This is a genomic window from Pseudomonas chlororaphis subsp. aurantiaca (genome assembly GCF_013466605.1).
Classification (GTDB): domain Bacteria; phylum Pseudomonadota; class Gammaproteobacteria; order Pseudomonadales; family Pseudomonadaceae; genus Aquipseudomonas; species Aquipseudomonas chlororaphis_I.
Genome location: NZ_CP059162.1, coordinates 6,107,268 through 6,130,619, shown reverse-complemented (window position 1 = coordinate 6,130,619; position 23,352 = coordinate 6,107,268). Strand labels below are relative to the sequence as shown.

Sequence of the window (23,352 nt, the reverse complement as noted above, 5' to 3'; positions counted from 1 at the left end):
TATGCCGGTCGCTCGCGCTCTGCTGGTAACGCTCTGTGTCTTGACTGCCAGCCTGGTCCGAGCCGCAGAGCCTGCGGCGCTGCCCGGGGAAATCCGGGTGGCCAGCGAGGAGTGGGACAACTACACCCAGGCCGATGGCCACGGCATGGCCTGGGATATCCTGCGCGAAGTCTTCGAGACCCAGGGCGTGAAGCTCGACATGCGCAGCGTGCCCTACACCCGCTCGGTCGGGCTGGTGCAGCGGCGTGAGGTCGACGCCCTGGTCGGCTCCTATCGGGACGAAACCGATGGCGCCCTGTATCCGCGCTGGAACTACGACACCGACCATATCTACAGTCTGGGCCTGGCGACGAACTCGCCGCCGGCCCTGGCCACGCTCGGCAATTACCGCCTGGTCTGGGTGCGCGGCTACCGCTACCAGGACTACTTGCCCAATATTCAGCGCTTCAATGAAATCCGCCGGCGGGTCGGTATCTTGCCGATGCTCCAGCAAGGTCGCGCCGACTTCTATATCGATGCCCTGACCGAGGTCGATTTCGTCCTGTCCCAGGCCGAGGACCGCTCGCAGTTCCGGCGCACCCATCTGGCCGAACTGCCGCTGTTCCTGGGCTTTGCCGACAATGAACGGGGCCGGGTGTTGTGCGCGCTGTTCGATCGGCGGATGGACGAGCTGGTGAAAAACGGCCGTTTGCGCCCGATTTTCCAGCGCTGGCAGCAGCCCTATCCGTTCGATACCGGGCGTCCGCCTGAAGACCGTTGATCTAACTTCTCGATCTTTATGTCCGATAATTCAGCCTAAGCGTCTGTCGGAAGCTGCTGTTACAATGCCGCCTCTGCGAATCTCCAGTCCCATACAGATCAGGAGCACAACGGTGCCCGTCGTTTTTGTTGCCGCTTCCAAGCTGCCCACCCCTTTTGCGCAATTCACCATGCACGGTTTTCTCGATGAAGCCACCGGCCGCGAGCACGTCGTGCTCAGCCTGGGTGATATTGCCGATGGCGCTCCGGTGCTCGGCCGGTTGCACTCCGAATGCCTGACCGGCGATGCCCTGTTCAGCCAGCGCTGCGACTGCGGTTCGCAACTGGAAGCCGCCCTGCAGGCGATCGCCCGCGAAGGCCGTGGCGTGCTCCTGTACCTGCGTCAGGAAGGCCGCGGCATCGGCTTGCTGAACAAGATCCGCGCCTATGAGTTGCAGGACGGCGGCGCCGACACCGTGGAAGCCAACGAACGCCTGGGCTTTGCCGCCGACCAGCGTGACTACGCCATGTGCCTGCCGATGCTCGAGCACCTGGGGGTGAAATCCCTGCGCCTGATGACCAACAACCCGCGCAAGGTCAAGGCCCTGACCGAGATGGGCATAGTCGTTGCCGAGCGCGTGCCGCTGCATACCGGCCACAACCCGCACAACAAACTCTACCTGGCCACCAAGGCCAGCAAGCTCGACCACATGATGGGCAACGAGCATCAGGGCGAGGTAGACCGGGCGTGACCCGCGCTCAGGTCCGGCGGCGCCTGGCTGTCAGCTGGTGGCAATACCTGGCGCTGGCGCTGCTACCGCTGTTCGTGCTCAACCTGGTGTTTGGCCAGGGCGAGCCGCTGCTGCCGATCCTGGCGATGCCGTTTTTCATCGCTGGCGTGGCCTCGATGTTTGTCAGCCTGCGTTTTTTCGGCGGCTACAAGCGTGCGTTGATCGCCACCCATAAAGCCCTCGATACCCCTTTGGAGCCGTCGGCCTGGATCGAGCTGGCTGCCCGTCGTCGTGCGGCGTTCCTGGCGGCGGCGCTGCCGGCCTGGATCGGTACCCTGGCGGTGTTCGTCGGCCTGGAAGCTGTGCCGCTGATCCTGCTGGCACTGTCCACCGCCGTGCTGTTCTCCCTCTACCGCATCCCGCGTCAGCTCGGTTGATGTCTCGCTGGCTGGCAGTCCTGCTGCTGGCCCTCGGTGGCCCGGCGCTGGCCGTGGAGCGAGTGGTCAGCCTGGCGCCTTCACTGTCGGAAATCGTCGTCGAACTGGACTCCGCCGACCTGCTGGTCGGCGTGCTGGATGCTGGCGAGCGTCCTCCCCAATTGCGCAACCTGCCGTCGGTGGGCCGCTACGGCCAGTTGGACATGGAGCGGCTGCTCAGTCTCAAGCCGGATCTGCTTCTGCTCTGGCCCGGCAGCGTCGGCCCGGCCCAGCGCGAGCAGCTCGGCCGTCTGGGGATTCCGACCCTGGTGGCCGAACCCCACAGCCTCGACCAGCTCGTTATCCAGATCGAAACCATCGCCGCCCGGCTAGGGCGCCCACAGCGCGGCCTGGAACGTGCCCATGCGTTACGGCAGCAGTTGGCCAGCCTGCGTCAGCGCTATGCCCGCAGCGCGCCCCTGGCGGTGTTTTATCAGGTCTGGGACCAGCCGCTGTACACCGTGGGCGGCGGGCAAATCATCAGTGATGCCTTGAGTGTGTGCGGCGCGCGCAACGTGTTTGCCGACCTGCCGCTGCCGGCGCCTCAGGTCAGCGTCGAGGCGGTGCTGCAGCGCAACCCTGAAGTGATCCTGGCCAGCACCCAGGCCCAGCTGGATGCCTGGAAAGCCTGGCCACAACTGAAGGCCGTGGCCCAGGGCCGGTTGTTGCTGATCAGCGATAAAGGCCTGGAGCGGCCGAGCGGGCAGATGATCGCCGCGACGGCCAAGCTCTGTGAGTGGCTTGATTCTGAGTAGCCGCGGCTAGCACATCGCGGGCAAGCTTCGTTGAGCCTGTAGGAGCGAGGCTTGCCCGCGATAGCGCCCTCACTGGCGCCACATGACTAAAACTCCGGCGTCCAGGTCACCCCGAACATCCAGGCCCGGCCTTGCTCCCGATACCCGTACTGCGCGCCGTCATGGCTGTACAGCACTCGGCTGTAGGACTTGTCGAGCAGATTGTCGACCTTCAGTTCCAGCCGGACTTCGCGATTCAGCGCCCAGCTGCTGCGCAAGCCCAGCAGGGCATAACCGCCGAGGCGTTGCTGGTTGGCCAGGTCGTCGTAGCTGCTGCTCACCGCCTGCCAACTGGCGCCGAGGCCCAGGCGGTCGAACTGCCGATCCAGGTCCAGGCTCAGGGTGCGTCGGGCACGGCGGGCCAGGGTGTGGCCGGTGTCGCGGTCGCGGGGATCGATGATCGCCAGCCCCAGATTGCTCTGCCAACCGAACAGCTCCTGCCGCAGCGCCGCCTCGAAGCCGTTGATGCGTGCCGAGGCGACGTTCTGCGGGCGCGAGTTGCTGCCGAAGATAATCGCGTTTTCCAGGTCGGTGCGGTACAGCGAAGTCTCCAAGCGAGTGCTTTCGCTCAACTGGCTGCGCCATTGCATCTCGTAGCTTTTCGAGGTCTCGGGCTTGAGGTCGGGGTTGCTGAAGTCGGGGTAGTACAGATCGTTGAAGGTCGGGGCGCGGAAGCCTTCGCTGTAGGTCAGCAGGACATCGTTGTCGGCGTTCAACGGCAGGGTGAGGGTGCCGCTCCAGCTGTTCTGGCCGCCGAACTGCTGGTTCTGGTCGCGACGCAGGCCCAGCTCGGTGGAGAAGCTGTCGGCCTTGAAGCGATGCTGGACAAAGGCCGCGCGGTTCCAGCGGCTGTCCTCGGTGAAATCGGTGCTGCTGTTGACCCGGTCTTGGTACCAGTCGCCGCCGACGATCAGGCTGTTGCGTTCGTCGAGTGTCAGGTCGTTCTGCCAGTTGACCGAGTCGCGGTAGGTGTTGAACACCGTGCGTTCGTCGCTGAGCTTGTCGAAGGTCTTCTCGCGGTTCTCGCTGTGGCCCAGTTCCAGGCGCGACTTCCAGGCTTCGTTGATGCGGCCGTCGGCATAGCTGCTGAAGCTGCTGACCGCGAATTCGCTGTAGGGCTTCTGGGGGAAGCTCTCGAAGGTGCGGCTGTCGAAGCGCCCGAAGGGGTTGTCGAACTCGCTTTTGCCGCGGTTATCCAGCAGGTTCAGGCCCGCTTCCCAGTCGTCGTTGAAGGCGTGGCTCAGGCTCAGGCTGAAGGACTGGTTGCGGTAGGCGTCATCATCGCGATCGCTGGCATAGGACTCATGGGTGCGATTGCTCCCGGCGGTATCGTCGAGGCTGGCGCCCAGGTTGAAGCGGGTCTGCTGGTCGCCGCCGGACAGGCCGATGCTGCGTTCCCAGCTCTGGTGGCTGCCCACCCCCAGGTGCAGGCGCGGTTGCAGGCCCTGCTCGGCGCTGCGCCGGGTGAAGATCTGGATCACCCCGCCAATGGCGTCGCTGCCGTAAATCACCGAGCGCGAACCGCGCAGCACTTCCACCCGTTCGATCTGCTCAATGTTCAGATGCTGCAGGTTGCTGTCGCCGGAGCTCGAACTGCCGATGCGTTGACCGTCCACCAGCACCAGGGTCTGGGCCGACGAAGTGCCGCGGATATAGATCCCCGGCACGCTGCCCCGGCCGCCGCTCTGCGCCACCTGCACGCCAGGCACCCGTTGCAGCAGGTCGGTGACGCTGGAAGGTTGCAGGCGGTCGATATCGTCGCGGGTGAACAGGGTGTTGGCGGCGCTGCTGTCGTTGCGTGCTTGCACCTGGCGGTTGGCGCTGATCAGCACGTCCGGCAGCTTGAGGGCTTGTTCGCGATCGAGGTTGTCGGCCAGCAGTTGGCCGGTGGGCAGCAGGGCAAGGGGCAGGGCGAGGAGGGCGGGTTTCATCGACAATCCGTGGCGCTTGGCGAGCAAGGCAGGGGCCGGGGATAACTCCTTATAGCCGCTGCCGAAGGCTGCGATCGGCCCCGATGGGGCCGTCGCTTTTGAGGCTTACAGGCCGAGCAGGCGCAGGCGTTCCCGCACGGCGACTTCGATGCCGGCTTCGTCCAGGCCGCATTCGGCCAGCATCTGCGCTGGTTTGGCGTGTTCGACGTAGAGGTCCGGCAAGCCCAGGTGCAGGATCGGCTTGAGGATCGCCTCGCGCGCCAGGAACTCGCTGACCGCGCCGCCGGCGCCGCCCATGATGGCGTTCTCTTCGATGGTCACCAGCAGTTCGTGGCTGGCGGTGATCTCGCGCACCAGGGCTTCATCCAGCGGCTTGACGAAACGCATGTCGACCACGGTGGCGTCCAGCTTGTCGGCGACTTTCAGCGCCTCGGCCAGTTGCACGCCGAATACCAGCAGGGCGACCTTGCTGCCCTGGCGGCGCACCACGCCCTTGCCGATCTCGATCGGCTGCAGGTCTTTCTCGATGGTGGCGTTCGGGCCGGTTCCGCGCGGGTAGCGCACGGCGGCCGGGCCGTTGTACAGGTGGCCGGTGCTGAGCATCTTGCGCAGCTCGTTCTCGTCGCTCGGGGTCATCACCACCATGCCGGGGATGCAGCGCAGGAACGACAGGTCGAAGCTGCCGGCGTGGGTCGGGCCGTCTTCGCCCACCAGGCCGGCGCGGTCGATGGCGAACAGCACGTCGAGGTTCTGCACCGCTACGTCATGCACAAGCTGGTCGTAGCCGCGCTGGAGGAAGGTCGAATAGATCGCCACCACCGGCTTGGCGCCTTCGCAGGCCATGCCGGCCGCCAGGGTCACGGCGTGCTGCTCGGCAATCGCCACGTCGAAGTAACGCAGTGGGAAGCGTTCGCTGAAGGCCACCAGGTCCGAGCCTTCTTTCATCGCCGGGGTAATGCCCACCAGGCGCGGGTCGGCGGCGGCCATGTCGCACAGCCATTCGCCGAACACGCCGGAGTACTTCGGTCCACCGGCCTTTTTCGGCGTGGCGGCGGGGCTGTCCAGGGGATCGAGCTTGGTGATGGCGTGGTAGCCGATCGGGTCGACTTCCGCCGGGGCGAACCCCTTGCCCTTTTTGGTCACCACGTGCAGGAACTGCGGGCCCTTGAGGTCGCGCATGTTGCGCAGGGTGGCGATCAGGGTCGGCAGGTCATGGCCATCGATCGGGCCGATGTAGTTCCAGCCCAGCTCTTCGAACAGGGTGCCGGGGACCAGCATGCCTTTTGCGTATTCTTCGGTGCGGCGGGCGATTTCCCAGGCGCCGGGCAGGCGCGACAGCACCTTCTTGCTGCCTTCGCGCATGCTGGCGTAGGTGCGGCTGGAGAGAATCTTGGCCAGGTAGTTGGACAGGCCGCCGACGTTGCGCGAGATCGACATGTCGTTGTCGTTGAGGATCACCAGCATGTTGGCGTCCACTTCCGGCGCGTGGTTCAGCGCCTCGAAGGCCATGCCCGCGGTCAGGGCGCCGTCGCCGATCACCGCGATCGCCTTGCGCTCGCTGTTCTGCAGGCGGGCGGCAATGGCCATGCCCAGCGCCGCGCTGATCGAGGTGCTGGAATGGCCGACGCCAAAGGTGTCGTACTCGCTCTCGGAACGCCGCGGGAAGGCGGCCAGGCCGTCCTTCTGGCGCAGGCTGGCCATGCGCTCGCGACGACCGGTGAGGATCTTGTGCGGATAAGCCTGATGACCCACGTCCCACACCAGACGGTCGTCCGGCGTGTCGAAGACGTAATGCAGCGCGATGGTCAGCTCGATGACGCCCAGGCCGGCACCGAAATGCCCACCGGTCTGGCCGACCGTATAGAGCAATTCCAGGCGCAACTCATCGGCCAGGGTTTCCAGCTCGGCTTCGCCTAACCGGCGCAGGCCGTCCGGCGTGTTGGCACGGTCGAGCAGGGGCGTGGTCGGGCGCTTGCGGGGAATCTCATGAAACGTCGTGGGCATCAGGCGAATCGTTATAGGTATAAAAGAGGCGGCAGTTTACCTTATGCATCGCAAGCTGCCCACGCAGAGCGCGGAACTTGGCCGATATGCGGTCTGCCGCGCCGGGGTCGATCAACTGCGTCGTTCGACGATATAACGCGCCAGCTCCCGCAGGGGCTCGGCGCCCGCGTCAAAGGGTCGCAGTGCGTGCAGGGCCTGATCGCGCAGCTCCAGGGCATAGGCCTTGGCCGCTTCCAGGCCGAGCAGGGCCGGGTAGGTCGGTTTGTCCCGGGCGATGTCGGCACCCTGGCGTTTGCCGAGGGTCGCGGTATCGCTTTCCACGTCGAGAATGTCGTCCTGCACCTGGAACGCCAGGCCGATGGCCTGGGCATAGGCCTGCAGGGACTTGAGCTCGTCTTTCTCGGCCCGGCCGCTGGCCAGGGCGCCGAGCTTGACGCTGGCCTCGATCAGCGCGCCGGTCTTGTGCCGGTGCATGTATTCCAGGGCTTTCTGGTCGAGCTTGAGGCCCACCGAACCGAGGTCGATGGCCTGGCCGCCGACCATGCCCGCCGGGCCCGCCGCCAGCGCCAGTGCGCTGACCATCTGCAGGCGGATCTCGGCGCTCGAGTCGCTCAGGCGCGGGTCGAGCAGGGCGCTGAAGGCCAGGCTCTGCAAACCGTCGCCGGCGAGAATCGCGCAGGCTTCATCGAAGGCTTTGTGGGTGGTCGGCTGGCCGCGACGCAGATCGTCGTCGTCCATCGCCGGCAAATCGTCGTGCACCAGGGAATAGGCGTGGATCAGCTCCACCGCGCAGGCCGCGCCGTTGGCCTGCTCCGGCCGGGCGCCGAGGGCTTCGCAGGCGGCGTAGGCCAGCAGCGGGCGTACGCGCTTGCCGCCGTTCATCACGCTGTAGCGCATGGCCTCGTAAAGACGGGCCAGCTCCGGGCTTGGCGCGTGGAACAGGGTTTCCAGTGCAGCATTGACCCGGGCCTGACTGCTGGCCTGATAGGCCGCGATCATTCTGGCTGTTCCGCGTCGAAGGGTTCTTCGGCCAGCTCGCCATCGCGTTCCAGCAGGATCTGTACCTTCTGCTCGGCCTGGGCCAGCGCCGCCTGGCAATCGCGGGTCAGGCCGATGCCTTGCTCGAAGGCGGTCAACGAGTCTTCCAGCGACAGCTCGCCGTTCTCCAGACGCTCGACCAGCGTTTGCAGGTCGGCGAGGGATTGTTCGAAATCTAAGGCAGCTTTTTTGCGGGCCATGGCGGCTATCCCGGTTGACGTTAAACCGGCGCGACACTAGCAGACATGGGGGTTTGGGGCAAATGAGCGGCGCTCGCCGAACGGGTCGGCAGGGCGATTTTCTGCCCTGGGTCAGGGGACGGTGTGCGGGTTGACCTTCTGTCGCCATTTCTTGCTTTACGACAAGGAAAGTTGCGCGCACTTGCCTTGCAATGCCCCATCGTTGATTGGCAAGGAGAAGCTGCAATGAGTGTTTTTCGAAGTGTCTTGGGGGCCTGTGTGCTGCTTGGCAGCTGTGCCAGCAGCCTGGCGCTGGCCGGTGGGGCCGAGGGCCTGCAGCGGGTGAAGGTCGATCTGGTCGCGCCGCCGCTGGTGCATCCCCATGAGCAGGTGGTCAGCGGGCCGCCCAAGGTGGTGCAGTTCCGCATGAGTATCGAAGAGAAAAAAATGGTCATCGACGACCAGGGCTCCACGCTCCAGGCCATGACCTTCAACGGCTCCATGCCCGGCCCGACCCTGGTGGTGCATGAGGGAGACTATGTGGAGCTGACGCTGGTCAATCCGGCGACCAACAGCATGCCCCATAACGTCGACTTTCACGCGGCCACTGGCGCCCTGGGCGGGGCGGGCCTGACCCAGGTGGTGCCGGGGCAGGAAGTGGTGCTGCGCTTCAAGGCCGACCGCAGCGGCACCTTTGTCTACCACTGTGCGCCGCAAGGCATGGTGCCATGGCATGTGGTGTCGGGCATGAACGGCGCGCTGATGGTATTGCCCCGTGACGGCCTGCGTGATCCTCAGGGCAAGCCCCTGCATTACGACCGCGTCTACACCATCGGCGAGTCCGACCTGTATATCCCCAAGGACAAGGACGGCCACTACAAGGACTACCCGGACCTGGCGTCCAGCTATCAGGACACCCGCGCGGTCATGCGCACCCTGACCCCGAGCCATGTGGTGTTCAACGGCCGGGTCGGAGCCCTGACCGGGGCCAACGCGCTGACCTCCAAGGTCGGTGAAAGCGTGCTGTTCATCCATTCCCAGGCCAACCGCGACAGCCGTCCGCACCTGATTGGCGGCCATGGCGACTGGGTCTGGACCACCGGCAAATTCGCCAACCCGCCGCAACGCAACATGGAAACCTGGTTTATCCCTGGCGGCTCCGCGGTGGCGGCGCTGTACACCTTCAAGCAACCGGGCACCTACGTGTACCTCAGCCACAACCTGATCGAGGCCATGGAGCTGGGGGCCCTGGCCCAGATCAAGGTGGAGGGGCAGTGGGACGATGACCTGATGACCCAGGTGAAAGCGCCGGGTCCGATCGTCGAGCCCAAGCAATAGGAAGAGGGGCGGGGATATTGCTCAGGTCTTGATCATTTCGTAAAAGTCCGTAATATCCCCGCCATGCTCATCGATCAAATCAAAGCGCTGGCCAGCGACATCCGTATGCAGATGCTTGAATGGCTGAAGGACCCGGAAGGCAACTTTCCACCCCAGGGGCATGACGCACCGAAAGAAATCGGCATCTGCATGACTCATCTGCAGCACAAGGCCGCGCTTTCGGCGTCCAGTACCTCCAGCCACCTGGCGATCCTGCAGCAGGCGGGTCTGGTCGAGGCCACGCGCATTGGCAAGTGGACTTACTTTCGCCGTAACGAAGCCGCTATTGCGGCCTTTACCGAGCAACTGAAACGCGAGCTCTGAGTTTTTTTACTTGAACATTTCGTTATTTTTCGAAATGAAAGGCAACCCAGGAGGATCTGTTCATGAAAGCAATCTACGTACAACCCGGTGGTGGCTACGACAAAGTAGTGCTCGGCGAGGCTCCGGCCGCGGCGCCACAAGCGGGCGAAATCACCGTGCGCCTGCGCGCCAGCTCCCTCAACTACCACGATTTCGCGGTGGTCAGCGGCATGTGGGGGCCGACTGAGTCGCGCATCCCGATGGCCGATGGCGCCGGTGAAGTGATCGCCGTGGGTGAGGGGGTCAGTGAATTCGCCGTCGGCGACTCGGTGGTCAGCACCTTCTTCCCCGAGTGGCTGGACGGCCGGCCCAATGTCGTCGGCTTTGCCACGGTGCCGGGCGACGGCCTGGACGGTTACGCCCGTGAAGTCGTTACCGCCCGCGCCACCTCCTTCACCCGTGCGCCCAAGGGCTGGAGCCACGCCGAAGCCGCGACCCTGACCACCGCCGGCCTCACCGCCTGGCGTGCGCTGGTGGACGACGGCCGGGTGACCGCCGGCGATACCGTGCTGGTGCAAGGCACCGGCGGCGTGTCGATCTTCGCCCTGCAATTCGCCAAGATGCTCGGCGCCACCGTGATCGCCACCTCGTCCAGCGATGCCAAGCTGGAGCGGCTGAAAGCCCTCGGCGCCGATCACTTGATCAACTACCGCGAGGACCCTGCCTGGGGCGAAACCGTGCAGAAACTCACCGCCGGCCGTGGCGTCGACCACGTGGTCGAAGTCGGCGGTCCGGCCACCCTGGAGCAGTCGATGATCGCCGCCCGGGCCGGTGGCCATATCTCGGTGATCGGCATCCTGACCGGCGTGGCCGGCGAATTCCCGATCGTTACCGCGCTGGTCAAGCAACTGCGCCTGCAAGGCGTGCTGGTGGGTAACCGCCGGCAGCAGCAGGACATGGTCCGTGCCATCGATGCCAACGGCATGCATCCGATCCTCGACAAGCATTTCGCTCTGGATGCGATAGTCGATGCCTTCCGCTACCAGGAAAGCAACCAGCACTTCGGCAAGATCATTCTCGATATCTGACCCTGCCTGGCCGGCCGCCGCGGATCACTCGCTCTGATCCGTGGTGGCCAGCACCTCGTTGATCTTCTAGCAGCCCTTGTCCTTGACCAGCAGCAGATCGACGATCTGCGTGGTGTCCGGCGTATTGCCCAGGGTCACCGACTCGCGCGCCGAGGTGCCTTGCACCTGCGGTTCGCTGACCTTGATCTGGGTCAGCCACTCATCCATGTAATCCTGGGTCTTGAGAAAGTAGTCCTCTTCCAGCCCTTCGGGGCTGCTCATCTGTTTCTTGATCCGTTCGATCAGCGCTTGGGTGACGTACTGCTGCAGGTGCGGCAGGTCATCGGTGATCGGGTCTTTTTCGTTGCTGAAACTCTGCAGGTACCAGTTGTAGAAGGCCTCGGCCACCGGCTTGGGCGAGCTGGCGCAATCGGCGAGGGCGAGGGGTTGATGGAAAGCCGCGGCGAGCAGCAGCAAGGGGAACAGCTTTCTCATGGGGACGTCCTTACAGGAGTTAAGACATTGAGCCGTTGAGACATCAGGTTGTGGCCGAGTGCTCGATTTCAACACGCTGTGGCCCGGATCGCTATCGGCCTGTGCGCTGGCAGTGCCTTGCAATACAAATACACTTTCAAATACCGCGTAGTCTTTAAACTACGGTTGCGGCGTGATCGAGATCAAACAGACCGCGACCTTATATGGAGTGGGAAAACAGGCTCAAGGATTCCAGAGCCAGGGCTTTGATCGCTGCGCGGATTTTTCGCCTGGCCAATGGCCTTGCCGGGGACGTGTCCCCGGTAGGTGAAGGCGTCAGTGAGTTGCGCAGCCATTACGGGCCGGGCTACCGGGTTTACTTCCAGCAGTGTGGCCTGCAACTCGTCGTCCTGTTGTGCGGCGGCGACAAGAGTCGCCAGAGCCGCGATATCGGACTGGCCAAATACCCTGGCCCGTCGTTGGAGTCGATCATGAACGAACCGCTATTCGACTATGACCCCGCCACGGCCTTGCGCGACCCCCAAGCCATTGCCCTGTTCATGGCGGACGCCTTCGAGACCGGCCGATGCCGGCTATATCGCCAAAGCCCTGGGCGTGGTGGCGCGGGCCAAGGGCATGACCGAACTGGCCCATGAAACCGGGCTGTCCCGCGAGCAGCTGTACCGCTCGTTCAGTGAAAAGGGCAACCCGACCCTGAAGACCCTGCTGGCGGTGATGCGCGCCCTGGGGCTGGATATGACGGCGCGGGTGCATGGGGCGTCTTGACGGGGGCGCTGCCAGTGGCGCAGCTAAACGAAAGGGAGGCGGCTGTGCGCAGGTTAGCAGGCCGATCACATTGGAAACCGGCGCACCCGAAGGTGCCCTGCGCACAGCCACCATGACGTGCTGACTCAGTCAGACGGTAGGTGACGCTATACGCCCAATGCGATGTTCCGAGCTGCTAAACCCGATCACTGAATTGGCAGTGACAGGCCGAGCCTAGGCAGCAGGTTTGGCAGGCGCAAGCGGGTTGGGGTTTCTAGGAAAAGTCGCTCAATAGAAAGCGAAGAGCTTTACGTCGAGGTGCCGAAAGTCCATGGCCCCGGGCGCAAAACCATCCGAAAAAAGTCCGCTACCCGCAGGTCGCAGGTTGTGGTCACTTCTTGGCGCCAGCCGGTTCAGCGGCACGCCGTCCTGTTGGGGACAGTGCCGCGGAGGGCGCAGGCGTCTTGCGATAGAGGCCTACCGCCAACCCTGCAATGATCACCACGATAGAGATCATGTTCGGGGTCGAGATGTGTTCGCCTAGGATCAGCATCGAACTGCCGATGCCAAACACCGGAATCAGCAACGACAGCGGCGCTACCGTCGAAACGGGATACCGCTTCAGCAACGAGTTCCAGCCCCAATAGGCGAAATGGGTGGCCAGGTAAACCTGGAACAGAATCGACAGCGCCGCCGTCAGGTCGAGACTGCTTTGCAGGTTCTCGAAAGGTGCGCCGCCATGCATCAGCCAGGCCAGCAGAAACAGTGGGATGGGCGGAAACAGGCTGGCCCAGACCATGAACGAAAAGATCTCTTTGACGGCGGATTTCTTGATGATGACGTTGCCGATGCTCCAGGCGACGGCACTGAACACAATCAGCATTACACCAAAGAGGGCATGGTCCCCTTGTTGGGTTGAAATAATGCCGACCAGCCCGATCATGGCCAGCACGGCGCCCAGAAGTTGCGCACCGCGAAGCCTTTCCTCGAACAGCAACGCGCCCCAACCCATGGTGAAGAACACGCTGAGCTGGATGATCAGCGAGGCAATGCCCGGGCTGACGCCGACCTGGATGCCGTAATTGATCACGCCCCACATACCCAACCCGAAGATGAGGCCATGGGCGACGACATAGCTGAACCTGATGGCGGGGCGCTTGATGAAGAACACCAGCGGCAGGGCGGCCAGGGCGAAGCGTATGGCGGTCAGCACGAAGGGATCGATCGAGCGCAGCCCCAGCTTGGTGATGGGAAAGTTCAGGCCCCAGACCAGCGTGACGAGTATTGCCAGCGAGAGTTCGCAACTGGTCAGGGCGACCAATGTCAGTTTCCAGGCGTCCGCGCAGCATCTGGCGGTGGGCGTTCCCGGCGCGGGCATGCGTCCGCTGCTGGATGACCTCGCGCGGGTGCGCGCCAGCGTGCGCAGCCATCTGGGGATCGACCTGGAGGCCCATGCATGAGCGCGTCGACTGCGGTAACCGAGCCCGCCCGGGCACGCTTCATCGATGTCCACTACCATGCCGGCCCTGATGCTTATCTGCGGCGCCACAGCGCGCTGCAGGCCGGTAGCGAGTATCGGGCGCGGGATGGCTGGGTGGTGCTCAAGAACCACCTGGGCTGTACCGCGGCCCAGGCCTGGGAAGCCCGCCAGCAAGGGCTGCCGGTGTCCGGTTCGATCGTGCTCAACGAGATTGCCGGCGGCATCGACTGGCGGGTGGTCGAATGCTCGCTGTGCCAGCACGGCGCCGCCGACCTGCGTTTTATCGTGCATTTGCCCACCGTGACGGGGCGCTCGCATACCAGCCGGCTGGCTCGGGAATTGAGTCACCCGATCCTTGGCCAGCGCCCCGTGAAGCCGCTGACCGTCAGCGATGACCGCCAGCGATTGAACCGCGCCACCCTGGATGTGTTGCGGATGAGCCGGGATTATCCGGTGGTGATCTCCACCGGCCATGCCAATCGCGAGGAGGTGCTTTTGCTGGTAGAGGCGGCGGATCGACTGCAGGTGCCGCGGTTGATGCTCAACCAGCCGGCCAATCCGCTGACCGGACTGAGCGCGGCCGACCTTCTTGAGCTCAAGAGCCTGCCTTCGCTCTACATCGAGCAGACCGCGCTGACCTACTTGCTGGGCTACCAGAGCAAGGAGGATTTCGGCGAGGTATTGCGCGAGCTGCCACGGGTGGTCTACAGCTCGGACCTGGGCCAGACCAGCCAGCCGGACATTCGCCCATGGTTGGACCTGAGCCGGCAATGGTTCAAGGAGTTCGGGCTTGGCGCGCAGCGCATAGAGTCGATTACCCGCAGCGCCCCGTTGCAGATGCTCAGCCATTGACGGTCTAACGGCTCGCAGCGGCTGCCGCTCCGGGCACCGAGGGCCGTTCGCGCAGGGGAGGGCAAGTTCCAGGCATTAAAAAGCCGGCTTGTGGCCGGCTTCTCGGGGACTGGCTTGGTTCATTTTTGGTAAACCGCACCAGCCTGCAAAACGTACACCCAGCTCTTGCGGCTGGCTGTGGGACTTGGCGAGAAAATCATCTGCCGCGTCGGGCGGATCTGACCGGTTGAACAGGTCGATGCGCAAAGGTGGGGCGCAGCATACTGATATTCGAGGAGAATTCCCAGCGCGAAGAGCTATTGGCGGGCAGAAAACCCAGGTGTTTGGCGTCTGGGGGAGGGGCAATATTCGGCAGGCATAAAAAAGCCCCGGATGACCGGGGCCTTTTCTTGAGGCTTGTTGCTGGAAGCTTGCAGCTGCTTTTTAGCCTTTGTAGGCGGCAACCGACTTCGTGATCGCGGCGCGGGCGGCGTCTGCGCCGTCCCAGCCTTCGATCTTCACCCACTTGCCTTTTTCGAGATCCTTGTAGTTCGCGAAGAAGTGCTCGATCTGCTGAATCAGCAGCGCTGGCAGGTCGGTGTATTCCTTCACGTCGACATACAGCTGGGACAGCTTGTCGTGTGGAACAGCGATGACTTTGGCATCGCCGCCGCCGTCGTCGGTCATGTTCAGGATGCCGACCGGACGGGCGCGGATGACCGAGCCTGGAGCCACTGGGTAAGGGGTCACGACCAGCACGTCGAGGGGGTCACCGTCGTCGGCCAGGGTGTTCGGGATGTAGCCGTAGTTGGCCGGGTAGAACATCGGGGTGGCCATGAAACGGTCAACGAACAGGCAATCGCTGTCTTTGTCGATTTCGTATTTGATCGGCGCGTGGTTGGCCGGAATCTCGATTGCGACGTAGATGTCGTTCGGCAGGTCTTTGCCAGCCGGAATCTTGCTGTAGCTCATTGGGCGATGCCCCCGTTAGTTGACCAGAATGTCTTGGCCGGATTGACCAAAAAGTGGCGGCGATTATAGGCATATTCCAAGGGCTATGCCACGTACCGAAGGACGTATGGACGCCTTGGGCCAAACGCCGCAAACCCTGCGCAGGAGCGGCTCGCAACGCTCGATGGCTTGCGAAAAGAAGAGTCGCTGCGGCGCATTTAGTTCAGAGGCGTGCGTCAGGATCGGCGATTATTTTGCCAGCGGACGCGTTCCGGCAGGACGCCTCAGTGTTGCTGGTAGTGCGGATCGCTGGCCTGCAGTTGCTGGAGCCGGGCCAGGGGATTCTGCCGGTAAAACAGCTGCAGTTGCTCGTAGACCTTCGGATAGGCCTCGTGGAGCAGGTCCGGGGCGCTGAAGAAGTATTCGCTGGTGACGGCGAAGAACTCCGCGGGGTTTTCCGCGGCGTAAGGATCGATGGCGGTTTCGGCGTCGGGGTTGTGGTCGAGCTGGCGGTTGAGGTCGTCGTAGGCCGCTTGCATCACCTGCGCCCAGTCGCTGATGCGCATGTCGCTGTGCAGCGGCGGCAGGCCGTTGGCATCGCCGTTGAGCATGTCCAGCTTGTGCGCCAGTTCGTGGATCACCAGGTTGTAGGCTTCCCAGCCGCCGCTGGCGAGCACGCCGGGCCAGGCCAGGATGATCGGACCCTGTTGCCAGGCTTCGCCGCTGTGTTCGCCGTCCCATTCATGTTCGACGCCGCTGGCATCGCGATGGCGCTGGGGGCTGAGGAAGTCGTCGGGGTAGAGGACGATTTCGTGAAAGCCCTGGTACCAGTTCAAATCCCCAAGGTGCAGCAGCGGCAACTGGGCCTGGGCGGCCAGCAGCAGGCGCTCGAACTGGTGCAGCTCGACCCCGGGCAGGGCGCTCAGGTGCTTGTCGTCGAGAAACAGGACGCTGGTTTCCCGCAGCCACTGGTCCTCGGCAGCGCTCAGGCCATCGAGAAAGGGCAGGTGCTGGCGTACCCGTTGCCACATTTCATCGGCAACCGGGTGCTTGGCCAGCCGACGCCGGCGGCGCCAGGAACTGAGGGGCCACATACCGATCAGTGGCTTTCGGCCTTTGCGTCCGAGCGGCCCAAGCGGCTGCGCACCACGCCGATGATCATCGGCACCAGCGACAGCAGGATGATGCCCACCACCAGCAGCGACAGGTTTTTCTTGATGAACGGCACGTTGCCGAAGAAGTAGCCGAGGGTTACCAGGCCGCCGACCCAGAGGATGGTGCCGGCCACGCTGAAGGCGAAGAAACGCGGGTAAGGCATCTTGGCCACGCCGGCGACGAACGGGGCGAAAGTACGGATGATCGGCAGGAAACGCGCCAGGGTCACGGTTTTGCCGCCGTGGCGGTCGTAGAAGTCGTGGGTCTTTTGCAGGTAGTCGCGGCGGAAGATCTTCGAATTCGGGTTGCTGAACAGCCGTTCGCCCACCGTTCGCCCAATGATGTAATTGGTGCTGTCGCCGAGGATCGCCGCCAGCATCAGCAGGCCGCCGAGCAGCACCGGGTCCATGGCGCCACCGGCGGCGACCGCGCCGGCGATGAACAGCAGGGAGTCGCCAGGCAGGAACGGCGTCACCACCAGGCCGGTCTCGCAGAAAATCACCAGGAACAGGATGGCGTAGATCCATGGCCCGTAGTTGGTCACCAACATGTCGAGGTAAACGTCGAGATGGAGGATGAGGTCGATCGGGTTGAAATCCATTAGGGCACCTGTGGTGACGGCCCGGCTCGGCGGGTCTGTGCGATGACTGGGGCAAAAACTTACAGCTGGCGCAGATTCATCTTACGCCCCGAAAAGGTCGGCATTATAAGACTTGATAGGTGAAATGGGCGTTGAGTTTGTAGCGGGGAGTGTCTTGGCGGCGATGTCGGACCAGAGGCGAAAGAGCGTGGCCTTCGGCAGCGTCTTCCCTGGCGCTGTCGAAGGTGGTGATGGGGTTGTTCCAGATGGGGCTTAGTCGTCGCTGATCGGCAATATGTAGTTCTTGAACTCGGTATCTTCGCGAAAACCGATGGATTCATAGGTTTTCTGCGCCACTTCGTTGTCACTGCTGGTGGAAACCCGCATGCGCACGGCATGGGTGTCCTTGGCCATTTTCTTCGCGGTGCGGATCAGGTTGTCGGCCACCAGCTGGCGGCGAGCGTCTTCGGCGACATAGATGTCGTTGAGGATCCATACGCGCTTGAGGGACAGGGAGGAGAAGCTGGGGTAGAGCTGGCAGAAACCGAGGAGTTTCTTGTCGTCATCGTCGGGCAGGGCCAGGTAGATCATCGATTCCTTGCGGCGCAGACGTTTTTCCAGGAAGGCCCGGGACGAGTCCGGAAAAGGCAGGGCGCCATAGAACTCGCGGTATTTGACGAACAGGGGGGTCAACAGATCCAGGTGTTCGAGGGTCGCTTGAGTAATCCGCATGAGTTGTCCTCAACTTCGAATGGATACGACGGCAAACGGTTCATTACTCGGGCAGCCGTGTTTCGATGCTGCCTAAAGCGTGGAAAAAGCGCAATCGTCTCGAAAAGTCACGGCTTTGCAGGTCCCAGCAGGAAATTACCCTTGAGGGTGTCGGGCGAGTCGCTATCCAGGGTGTTCACCTGGGCCTCGTCTTTCAGGTTGACCCCCGAGAGCTGCCGCCTGCAGGCCTCGCGCATCAGGTACAGCAAGCGGTGGGCGGCCATGCCGTAGCTCAGGCCTTCCAGGCGCACGTTGGAGATGCAGTTGCGATAGGCATCGGTGAGCCCGACCTTCGGGTTGTAGGTGAAATACAGCCCCAGGCTGTCCGGTGAGCTGAGGCCCGGGCGTTCGCCGATCAGGATCACGGTCATTTTTGCGCCGAGCAGCTCGCCGATTTCGTCGGCCACCGCCACCCGGCCCTGTTCCACCAGGATGACCGGCGACAGCGACCAGCCTTCGGCCTCGGTCTGTTCTTCGAAGCGGGCGAGAAACGGCAGGGTATGGCGATGCACCGCCAATGCCGACAGACCGTCTGCCACCACTACGGCCAGATCGACGCCACCCGGGTTGGCGCAGGCGTGCTCGCGCAGGGCCTGGGCCGACGCGTCGCTGAGCTTGCGCCCCAGGTCCGGGCGTTGCAGGTAGCTGTGGCGATCGCCGGCGGCGCTGTGCAGCAGCAGGCTGTCGCGGCCGCGTTCGGCCAGTTGGCTGCTCAGTCCGGCATGGTCGAAGGGCAGGTGCACCGCATCGCGGGCCTGGGCGTGGGCGAACTGGAAGTCCAGCTGGGCTCCAGTGGGCAGGCTGGTGCCGGTGCGGCCCAGGGCGATGCGCGCCGGGGTCAGGCGGCGCAGCTCCAGCCAGGGGTTCTGGCTGTCGGTCGGATGTTTGTCCATAAGCCTGTCCTTACTGAAGCTGTGCCAGCGCCTGGCGGAAGGCCGGCGGCAGGTTGTGGCCGAACTGCACCTTGCCGTCGGGCTGGGTGAAGATGCCGGTTTTCGCCAGCCACTGTTCGAACTCCGGCGCCGGTTTCAGGCCCAGGGTCTGGCGGGCGTAGAGCGCGTCGTGAAAGGAGGTGGTCTGGTAGTTGAGCATGATGTCGTCGGAGCCGGGGATGCCCATGATGAAGTTGATCCCGGCCACGCCCAGCAGGGTCAGCAGGGTGTCCATGTCGTCCTGGTCGGCTTCGGCGTGGTTGGTGTAGCAGATGTCGCAACCCATGGGCACGCCCAGCAGCTTGCCGCAGAAGTGATCTTCCAGGCCGGCGCGGATGATCTGCTTGCCGTTGTACAGGTACTCCGGGCCGATGAAACCGACCACGGTGTTCACCAGGAACGGCTTGAAGTGCCGGGCCACCGCATAGGCGCGGGTTTCGCAGGTCTGCTGGTCGACGCCGAAGTGGGCGTTGGCCGACAGCGCACTGCCCTGGCCGGTCTCGAAATACATCAGGTTCTGTCCTAGCGTGCCGCGTTTGAGGCTCAGGCCGGCCTCGTAGCCTTCCTGCAGGACATTGAGGTTGATGCCAAAACTGGCATTGGCCGCCTCGGTGCCGGCGATCGACTGGAACACCAGGTCCAGCGGCACGCCACGGTTGATCGCCTCGATGGAGGTGGTGACGTGGGTCAGCACGCAGGCCTGGGTGGGGATTTCATAACGCTGGATGATCGCATCGAGCATTTCCAGCAGGGCGCAGATCGAGGCGATGCTGTCGGTGGCCGGGTTGATGCCGATCATGGCGTCGCCGTTGCCGTAGAGCAGGCCGTCGAGAATGCTCGCGGCGATGCCGGCCGGCTCGTCGGTCGGGTGGTTGGGTTGCAGGCGCGTCGACAGCCGCCCGCGCAGTCCCAGGGTGCCGCGGAACCGGGTGACCACGCGGATCTTCTGCGCCACCAGCACCAGGTCCTGGACACGCATGATCTTCGACACGGCGGCGGCCATTTCCGGAGTCAGCCCGGGGGCCAGGGCGCGCAGGCTCTGTTCGTCGGCGGTGTCGCTGAGCAGCCAGTCGCGAAAGCCGCCGACCGTGAGGTGGCTGACGGTGGCGAAGGCGGCCTTGTCGTGGGTGTCGATGATCAACCGGGTGACTTCATCGGTTTCGTAGGGGATCAGCGCTTCTTCGAGGAAGTGCTTGAGCGGAATGTCCGCCAGGGTCATTTGCGCGGCGACCCGCTCGCCGTCGTTGAGGGCGGCGACGCCGGCCAGGAAGTCCCCGGAGCGCGCCGGGCTGGCCTTGGCCATGACCTCCTTGAGGCTGTCGAAGCGGTAGGTCTGGGCGCCGACGGTGTGGGCGAAACTTGCCATACAGGTTCTCCGTGACGACGCAGGGAACCGGCCCCTGCGTCGAGGTTTTCGGCGGTTAGTGCAAGGCTTCTTCAGCTTTCTGAATGGCCGCGAATTCTTCTTCGGGCGTGCCTGCTACCAAGTGATGCCGACTGTAGAAAGCAAAGTAAGCAATTAATACTCCATAGATGATCGCGGCGCCAATGACCACCCGCGGATCCACCAGGAAACCCGCCACCACGGCGATGCAGGCCAGTACCAGGGCCACGCCGGAGGTGAAGATGCCGCCCGGGGTGCGGTACGGGCGATCCATTTTGGGGCGGCGGATGCGCAGGGTGATGTGCGCGGCCATCATCAGCACGTAGGAGATGGTTGCGCCGAACACCGCCACCAGGATCAGCAGGTCGCCCTGGCCGGTCAGCGACAGGCCGAAACCGATGATGCCGGGGATTACCAGGGCCAGGACCGGCGCCTTGTTCTTATTGGTCTCCGACAGCTTGCGCGGCAGGTAGCCGGCGCGGGACAGGGCGAAAATCTGCCGCGAGTAGGCGTAGATGATCGAGAAGAAGCTGGCGATCAAGCCAGCCAGGCCCACCAGGTTGACGAAGCTGCCCATCCAGGTCGAACCGCTGTAGGCCTTGGCCAGGGCTTCCACCAGCGGGTTGCCCGAGGTCAGCAGGGCATTGGCCCCCGCGCCGCCCGGGCCGATCACCAGGATCAGCAGGGCGAAGCTCAGCAGCACCAGCATGGCGCCGATCAGGCCGCGGGGCAGGTCGCGTTTGGGGTTCTTGGTTTCTTCCGCGGCCAGCGGCACGCCTTCGACCGCCAGGAAGAACCAGATGGCGTAGGGGATCGCCGCCCACACGCCGACATAACCGAACGGCAGGAAGCTGCTGGCGCCCACGGCCTCGGTGACCGGGATGTCCAGCAGGTTGGCCACGGAGAAGTGCGGCACCATCGCCACCAGGAACACGCCCAGGGCCAGGGCGGCCACGGCGGTGATGATGAACATCAGCTTCAGCGCCTCGCCGACCCCGAAGATGTGGATGGCGATGAACACGATGTAGAACGCCAGGTAGATCATCCAGCCGCCGATGCCGAACAGCGACTGGCAATAGGCGCCGATAAACACCGCGATCGCCGCCGGGGCGATCGCGTATTCGATGAGGATCGCGGTCCCGGTGAGAAAGCCGCCCCAGGGGCCGAAGGCGCTGCGGGCAAAACCGTAGCCGCCGCCGGCGGTGGGGATCATCGAGGACAGCTCGGCCAGGGAAAAGCACATGCACAGGTACATGGTGGCCATCAGCAGGGTGGCGAGGAACATGCCGCCCCAGCCGCCCTGGGCCAGGCCGAAGTTCCAGCCGGCGTAGTCGCCGGAAATGACGTAGGCCACGCCCAGGCCCACCAGCAGGACCCAGCCTGCCGCGCCTTTTTTCAGTTCGCGTTGTTGAAAGTAGTCGGAGCCGACTTTTTCAAAGTCGACGGAGGAGCCAGCCGACTGCACGCCGGTATGTTCGCTAGGCATAAGGGTTCACCTGTTCTTATTGTTGTGCCCGGTCGGCAGACCGGATCGGTGTTGCAAGGCGATGGTGTGTTTTGCCTCGAGGACGTCATCGCGAGCTTGTTCGCGACCGGCCCCCAAGGGTGAAGCCGCATTGGCGACTCCACCCTTGTCCCTGGCTTGATTGGCTTTAGAAGAAGCCCAGCGGATTGATGTCGTAGCTCACCAGCAGGTTTTTGGTCTGCTGGTAGTGGTCGAGCATCATCTTGTGGGTTTCACGGCCGACGCCGGACTTCTTGTAACCGCCGAACGCCGCGTGGGCGGGGTACAGGTGGTAGCAGTTGGTCCACACACGACCGGCCTTGATCGCCCGGCCCATGCGGTAGGCGCGGTTGATGTCGCGGGTCCAGAGGCCGGCGCCGAGGCCGAACTCGGTGTCGTTGGCGATGGCCAGGGCTTCGGCTTCGTCCTTGAAGGTGGTGATACTCACCACCGGGCCGAAGATTTCTTCCTGGAATACGCGCATCTTGTTGTTACCCTTGAGCAGGGTCGGCTGGATGTAGTAACCGCTGGCCAGGTTGCCCTCGAGTTTTTCCACCTTGCCGCCGGTCAGCAGCTGCGCGCCTTCGCCCTTGGCGATGTCCAGGTAGGACAGGATCTTGTCGAACTGCTGCTCGGACGCCTGGGCGCCGACCATGGTGTCGGTGTCCAGCGGGTCGCCGCGCTTGATCTGCTCGACCTTTTTCATCACCACTTGCATGAACTCGTCGTAGATCGACTCTTCCACCAGGGCGCGGGACGGGCAGGTGCAGACTTCGCCCTGGTTGAAGAACGCCAGCACCAGGCCTTCGGCGGCTTTTTCGATGAAGCTCGGTTCGGCCTGCATGATGTCGGCGAAGAAGATGTTCGGCGACTTGCCGCCCAGTTCCACGGTGGACGGGATGATGTTCTCGGCGGCGCACTTCATGATATGCGAGCCCACCGGGGTCGAGCCGGTGAAGGCGATCTTGGCGATGCGCTTGCTGGTGGCCAGGGCCTCGCCCGCTTCCTTGCCGAAACCTTGCACTACGTTGAGCACGCCCGGCGGCAGCAGGTCGCCGATCAGTTCCATCAGCACGCAGATGCCCAGCGGGGTCTGCTCGGCCGGCTTGAGTACCACGCAGTTGCCGGCGGCCAGGGCGGGTGCGAGTTTCCAGGCGGCCATCAGCAGCGGGAAGTTCCACGGGATGATCTGCCCGACCACGCCCAGCGGTTCGTGAATGTGATAGGCCACGGTGTTGCCGTCGATTTCCGCGGCGCTGCCTTCCTGGGCCCGCAGGCAGCCAGCGAAGTAACGGAAGTGGTCGGCGGCCAGGGGGATGTCGGCGTTGAGGGTTTCCCGCACGGCCTTGCCGTTGTCCCAGGTTTCGGTGATGGCCAGCAGTTCGAGGTTCTGCTCGATACGGTCGGCGATTTTCAGCAGGATCAGCGAGCGGGCCTGTGCCGAGGTGGCACCCCAGGCATCGGCGGCGGCATGGGCGGCGTCCAGGGCTTTCTCGATGTCTTCGGCGGTGGAACGCGGGAATTCGGCGATCGGTTGGCCGTTTACTGGCGAGGTATTGGTGAAGTACTGACCTTTGACAGGCGCGACGAATTCGCCGCCGATGTAGTTACCGTATTTGCTCTTGAACGAAACGATAGCGCCTTCAGTACCGGGGTGTGCATAACGCATGGTGGGTATCTCCTGGCTTTTGTGCTTATAGGGGAGGACGCGCTGTTGCGCTTGTAAAAGCGTAGAGCAAAGCCCGGGCCACTGCGTTGCATGCCAGCTAAATCAAGGGTTTGCGAATGTTCCAGCGGCTGAGTTCCGGGCGCCTGTGGCAGTTGTGGCGCAGCCCGGGTGACACTTTGTACCGCTTGTGGCACAGCCGGTGACTCATTGGTCGAAGC

General features: G+C 63.7%; 22 protein-coding genes and 2 pseudogenes. 10 read left to right on the top strand and 14 right to left on the bottom strand.

Annotated features, from left to right (window positions below):
* Position 1: 1 nt before the first annotated feature.
* From H0I86_RS28065 to H0I86_RS28050, 4 genes are all read left to right on the top strand, one after another.
* Positions 2-760: a substrate-binding periplasmic protein gene (locus H0I86_RS28065; RefSeq protein WP_180922957.1), complete on the top strand. Its 759-nt coding sequence runs from the start codon at positions 2-4 to the stop codon at positions 758-760.
* Between the two features lie 112 nt (positions 761-872).
* Positions 873-1,490 carry a GTP cyclohydrolase II gene (ribA, locus tag H0I86_RS28060; protein WP_007924108.1) on the top strand — a complete coding sequence of 206 codons (618 nt, stop codon included), beginning with the start codon at positions 873-875 and terminating at the stop codon, positions 1,488-1,490.
* Positions 1,487-1,906 (top strand): MFS transporter, encoded by a 420-nt coding sequence (locus tag H0I86_RS28055; RefSeq protein ID WP_180922956.1) that lies wholly within the window; start codon positions 1,487-1,489, stop codon positions 1,904-1,906. Before ribA ends, H0I86_RS28055 begins: the two co-directional genes overlap by 4 nt.
* A complete protein-coding gene (locus H0I86_RS28050) occupies positions 1,906-2,700 on the top strand; it encodes a cobalamin-binding protein (protein ID WP_373369384.1) in 795 nt (264 codons plus the stop codon). Before H0I86_RS28055 ends, H0I86_RS28050 begins: the two co-directional genes overlap by 1 nt.
* 86 nt (positions 2,701-2,786) lie before the next feature.
* On the opposite strand, the gene H0I86_RS28045 is transcribed toward H0I86_RS28050, so the two are convergent.
* The 4 genes from H0I86_RS28045 to H0I86_RS28030 all read right to left on the bottom strand — a co-directional run bounded on the left by H0I86_RS28045 (position 2,787) and on the right by H0I86_RS28030 (position 7,912).
* The gene (locus tag H0I86_RS28045; protein WP_180922954.1) at positions 2,787-4,670 is read right to left on the bottom strand and encodes a TonB-dependent receptor domain-containing protein; all 1,884 of its coding nucleotides are present in this window, start codon (positions 4,668-4,670) and stop codon (positions 2,787-2,789) included.
* Positions 4,671-4,775: 105 nt separating this feature from the next.
* Positions 4,776-6,674, bottom strand: coding sequence for a 1-deoxy-D-xylulose-5-phosphate synthase (gene dxs / locus H0I86_RS28040; RefSeq protein ID WP_180922953.1), 1,899 nt, complete (start codon positions 6,672-6,674; stop codon positions 4,776-4,778).
* Positions 6,675-6,785: 111 nt separating this feature from the next.
* A complete protein-coding gene (gene ispA / locus H0I86_RS28035; RefSeq protein ID WP_180922952.1) occupies positions 6,786-7,673 on the bottom strand; it encodes a (2E,6E)-farnesyl diphosphate synthase in 888 nt (295 codons plus the stop codon).
* A complete protein-coding gene (locus tag H0I86_RS28030) occupies positions 7,670-7,912 on the bottom strand; it encodes an exodeoxyribonuclease VII small subunit (protein WP_007924102.1) in 243 nt (80 codons plus the stop codon). The genes ispA and H0I86_RS28030 overlap by 4 nt, the downstream gene beginning before the upstream one ends.
* 225 nt (positions 7,913-8,137) lie before the next feature.
* Here H0I86_RS28030 and nirK point away from each other — a divergent pair, with 225 nt between their 5' ends.
* From nirK to H0I86_RS28015, 3 genes are all read left to right on the top strand, one after another.
* Entirely contained in the window at positions 8,138-9,229 is a 1,092-nt protein-coding gene (nirK, locus tag H0I86_RS28025) for a copper-containing nitrite reductase (protein WP_180922951.1), read from the top strand.
* A gap of 63 nt (positions 9,230-9,292) precedes the next feature.
* Positions 9,293-9,592, top strand: coding sequence for an ArsR/SmtB family transcription factor (locus H0I86_RS28020; protein WP_009051080.1), 300 nt, complete (start codon positions 9,293-9,295; stop codon positions 9,590-9,592).
* 62 nt (positions 9,593-9,654) lie between these two features.
* Positions 9,655-10,659, top strand: a complete 1,005-nt coding sequence (locus H0I86_RS28015; protein ID WP_373369383.1) for a zinc-dependent alcohol dehydrogenase family protein — start codon at positions 9,655-9,657, stop codon at positions 10,657-10,659.
* Between the two features lie 66 nt (positions 10,660-10,725).
* Here the strand turns inward: H0I86_RS28015 and H0I86_RS28010 are convergent, their stop codons facing one another.
* Positions 10,726-11,133 (bottom strand): DUF3828 domain-containing protein, encoded by a 408-nt coding sequence (locus H0I86_RS28010; RefSeq protein WP_180922950.1) that lies wholly within the window; start codon positions 11,131-11,133, stop codon positions 10,726-10,728.
* A 172-nt stretch (positions 11,134-11,305) separates the two neighbouring features.
* On the opposite strand from H0I86_RS28010, the pseudogene H0I86_RS28005 reads away from it, so the two are divergent.
* Positions 11,306-11,607, top strand: a pseudogene (locus tag H0I86_RS28005) (type II toxin-antitoxin system RelE/ParE family toxin).
* A pseudogene (locus tag H0I86_RS28000) lies at positions 11,604-11,898 on the top strand (addiction module antidote protein). Before H0I86_RS28005 ends, H0I86_RS28000 begins: the two co-directional pseudogenes overlap by 4 nt.
* Before the next feature lie 370 nt (positions 11,899-12,268).
* Here the strand turns inward: H0I86_RS28000 and H0I86_RS27995 are convergent.
* Complete coding sequence (locus H0I86_RS27995; protein WP_258019475.1) at positions 12,269-13,189, bottom strand: EamA family transporter; 921 nt, start codon at positions 13,187-13,189, stop codon at positions 12,269-12,271.
* A 144-nt stretch (positions 13,190-13,333) separates the two neighbouring features.
* On the opposite strand from H0I86_RS27995, the gene H0I86_RS27985 reads away from it, so the two are divergent.
* Complete coding sequence (locus H0I86_RS27985) at positions 13,334-14,209, top strand: DUF6282 family protein (protein WP_180922948.1); 876 nt, start codon at positions 13,334-13,336, stop codon at positions 14,207-14,209.
* A 423-nt stretch (positions 14,210-14,632) separates the two neighbouring features.
* Here the strand turns inward: H0I86_RS27985 and ppa are convergent, their stop codons facing one another.
* From ppa to exaC, 8 genes are all read right to left on the bottom strand, one after another.
* A complete protein-coding gene (gene ppa, locus H0I86_RS27980) occupies positions 14,633-15,160 on the bottom strand; it encodes an inorganic diphosphatase (protein WP_007933577.1) in 528 nt (175 codons plus the stop codon).
* Between the two features lie 263 nt (positions 15,161-15,423).
* Positions 15,424-16,233: a M90 family metallopeptidase gene (locus H0I86_RS27975; RefSeq protein ID WP_038575472.1), complete on the bottom strand. Its 810-nt coding sequence runs from the start codon at positions 16,231-16,233 to the stop codon at positions 15,424-15,426.
* 5 nt (positions 16,234-16,238) lie between these two features.
* A complete protein-coding gene (locus H0I86_RS27970; protein WP_180922947.1) occupies positions 16,239-16,895 on the bottom strand; it encodes a DedA family protein in 657 nt (218 codons plus the stop codon).
* A gap of 252 nt (positions 16,896-17,147) precedes the next feature.
* Entirely contained in the window at positions 17,148-17,606 is a 459-nt protein-coding gene (locus H0I86_RS27965; protein WP_180922946.1) for a GNAT family N-acetyltransferase, read from the bottom strand.
* A 107-nt stretch (positions 17,607-17,713) separates the two neighbouring features.
* Complete coding sequence (eutC, locus tag H0I86_RS27960; protein WP_180922945.1) at positions 17,714-18,538, bottom strand: ethanolamine ammonia-lyase subunit EutC; 825 nt, start codon at positions 18,536-18,538, stop codon at positions 17,714-17,716.
* Positions 18,539-18,548: 10 nt separating this feature from the next.
* Positions 18,549-19,943 (bottom strand): ethanolamine ammonia-lyase subunit EutB, encoded by a 1,395-nt coding sequence (locus H0I86_RS27955; protein ID WP_180922944.1) that lies wholly within the window; start codon positions 19,941-19,943, stop codon positions 18,549-18,551.
* 55 nt (positions 19,944-19,998) lie between these two features.
* Positions 19,999-21,447 (bottom strand): ethanolamine permease, encoded by a 1,449-nt coding sequence (gene eat, locus H0I86_RS27950; RefSeq protein WP_180922943.1) that lies wholly within the window; start codon positions 21,445-21,447, stop codon positions 19,999-20,001.
* A gap of 166 nt (positions 21,448-21,613) precedes the next feature.
* Positions 21,614-23,134, bottom strand: coding sequence for an acetaldehyde dehydrogenase ExaC (gene exaC / locus H0I86_RS27945; protein WP_180922942.1), 1,521 nt, complete (start codon positions 23,132-23,134; stop codon positions 21,614-21,616).
* Between the last annotated feature and the right edge of the window lie 218 nt (positions 23,135-23,352).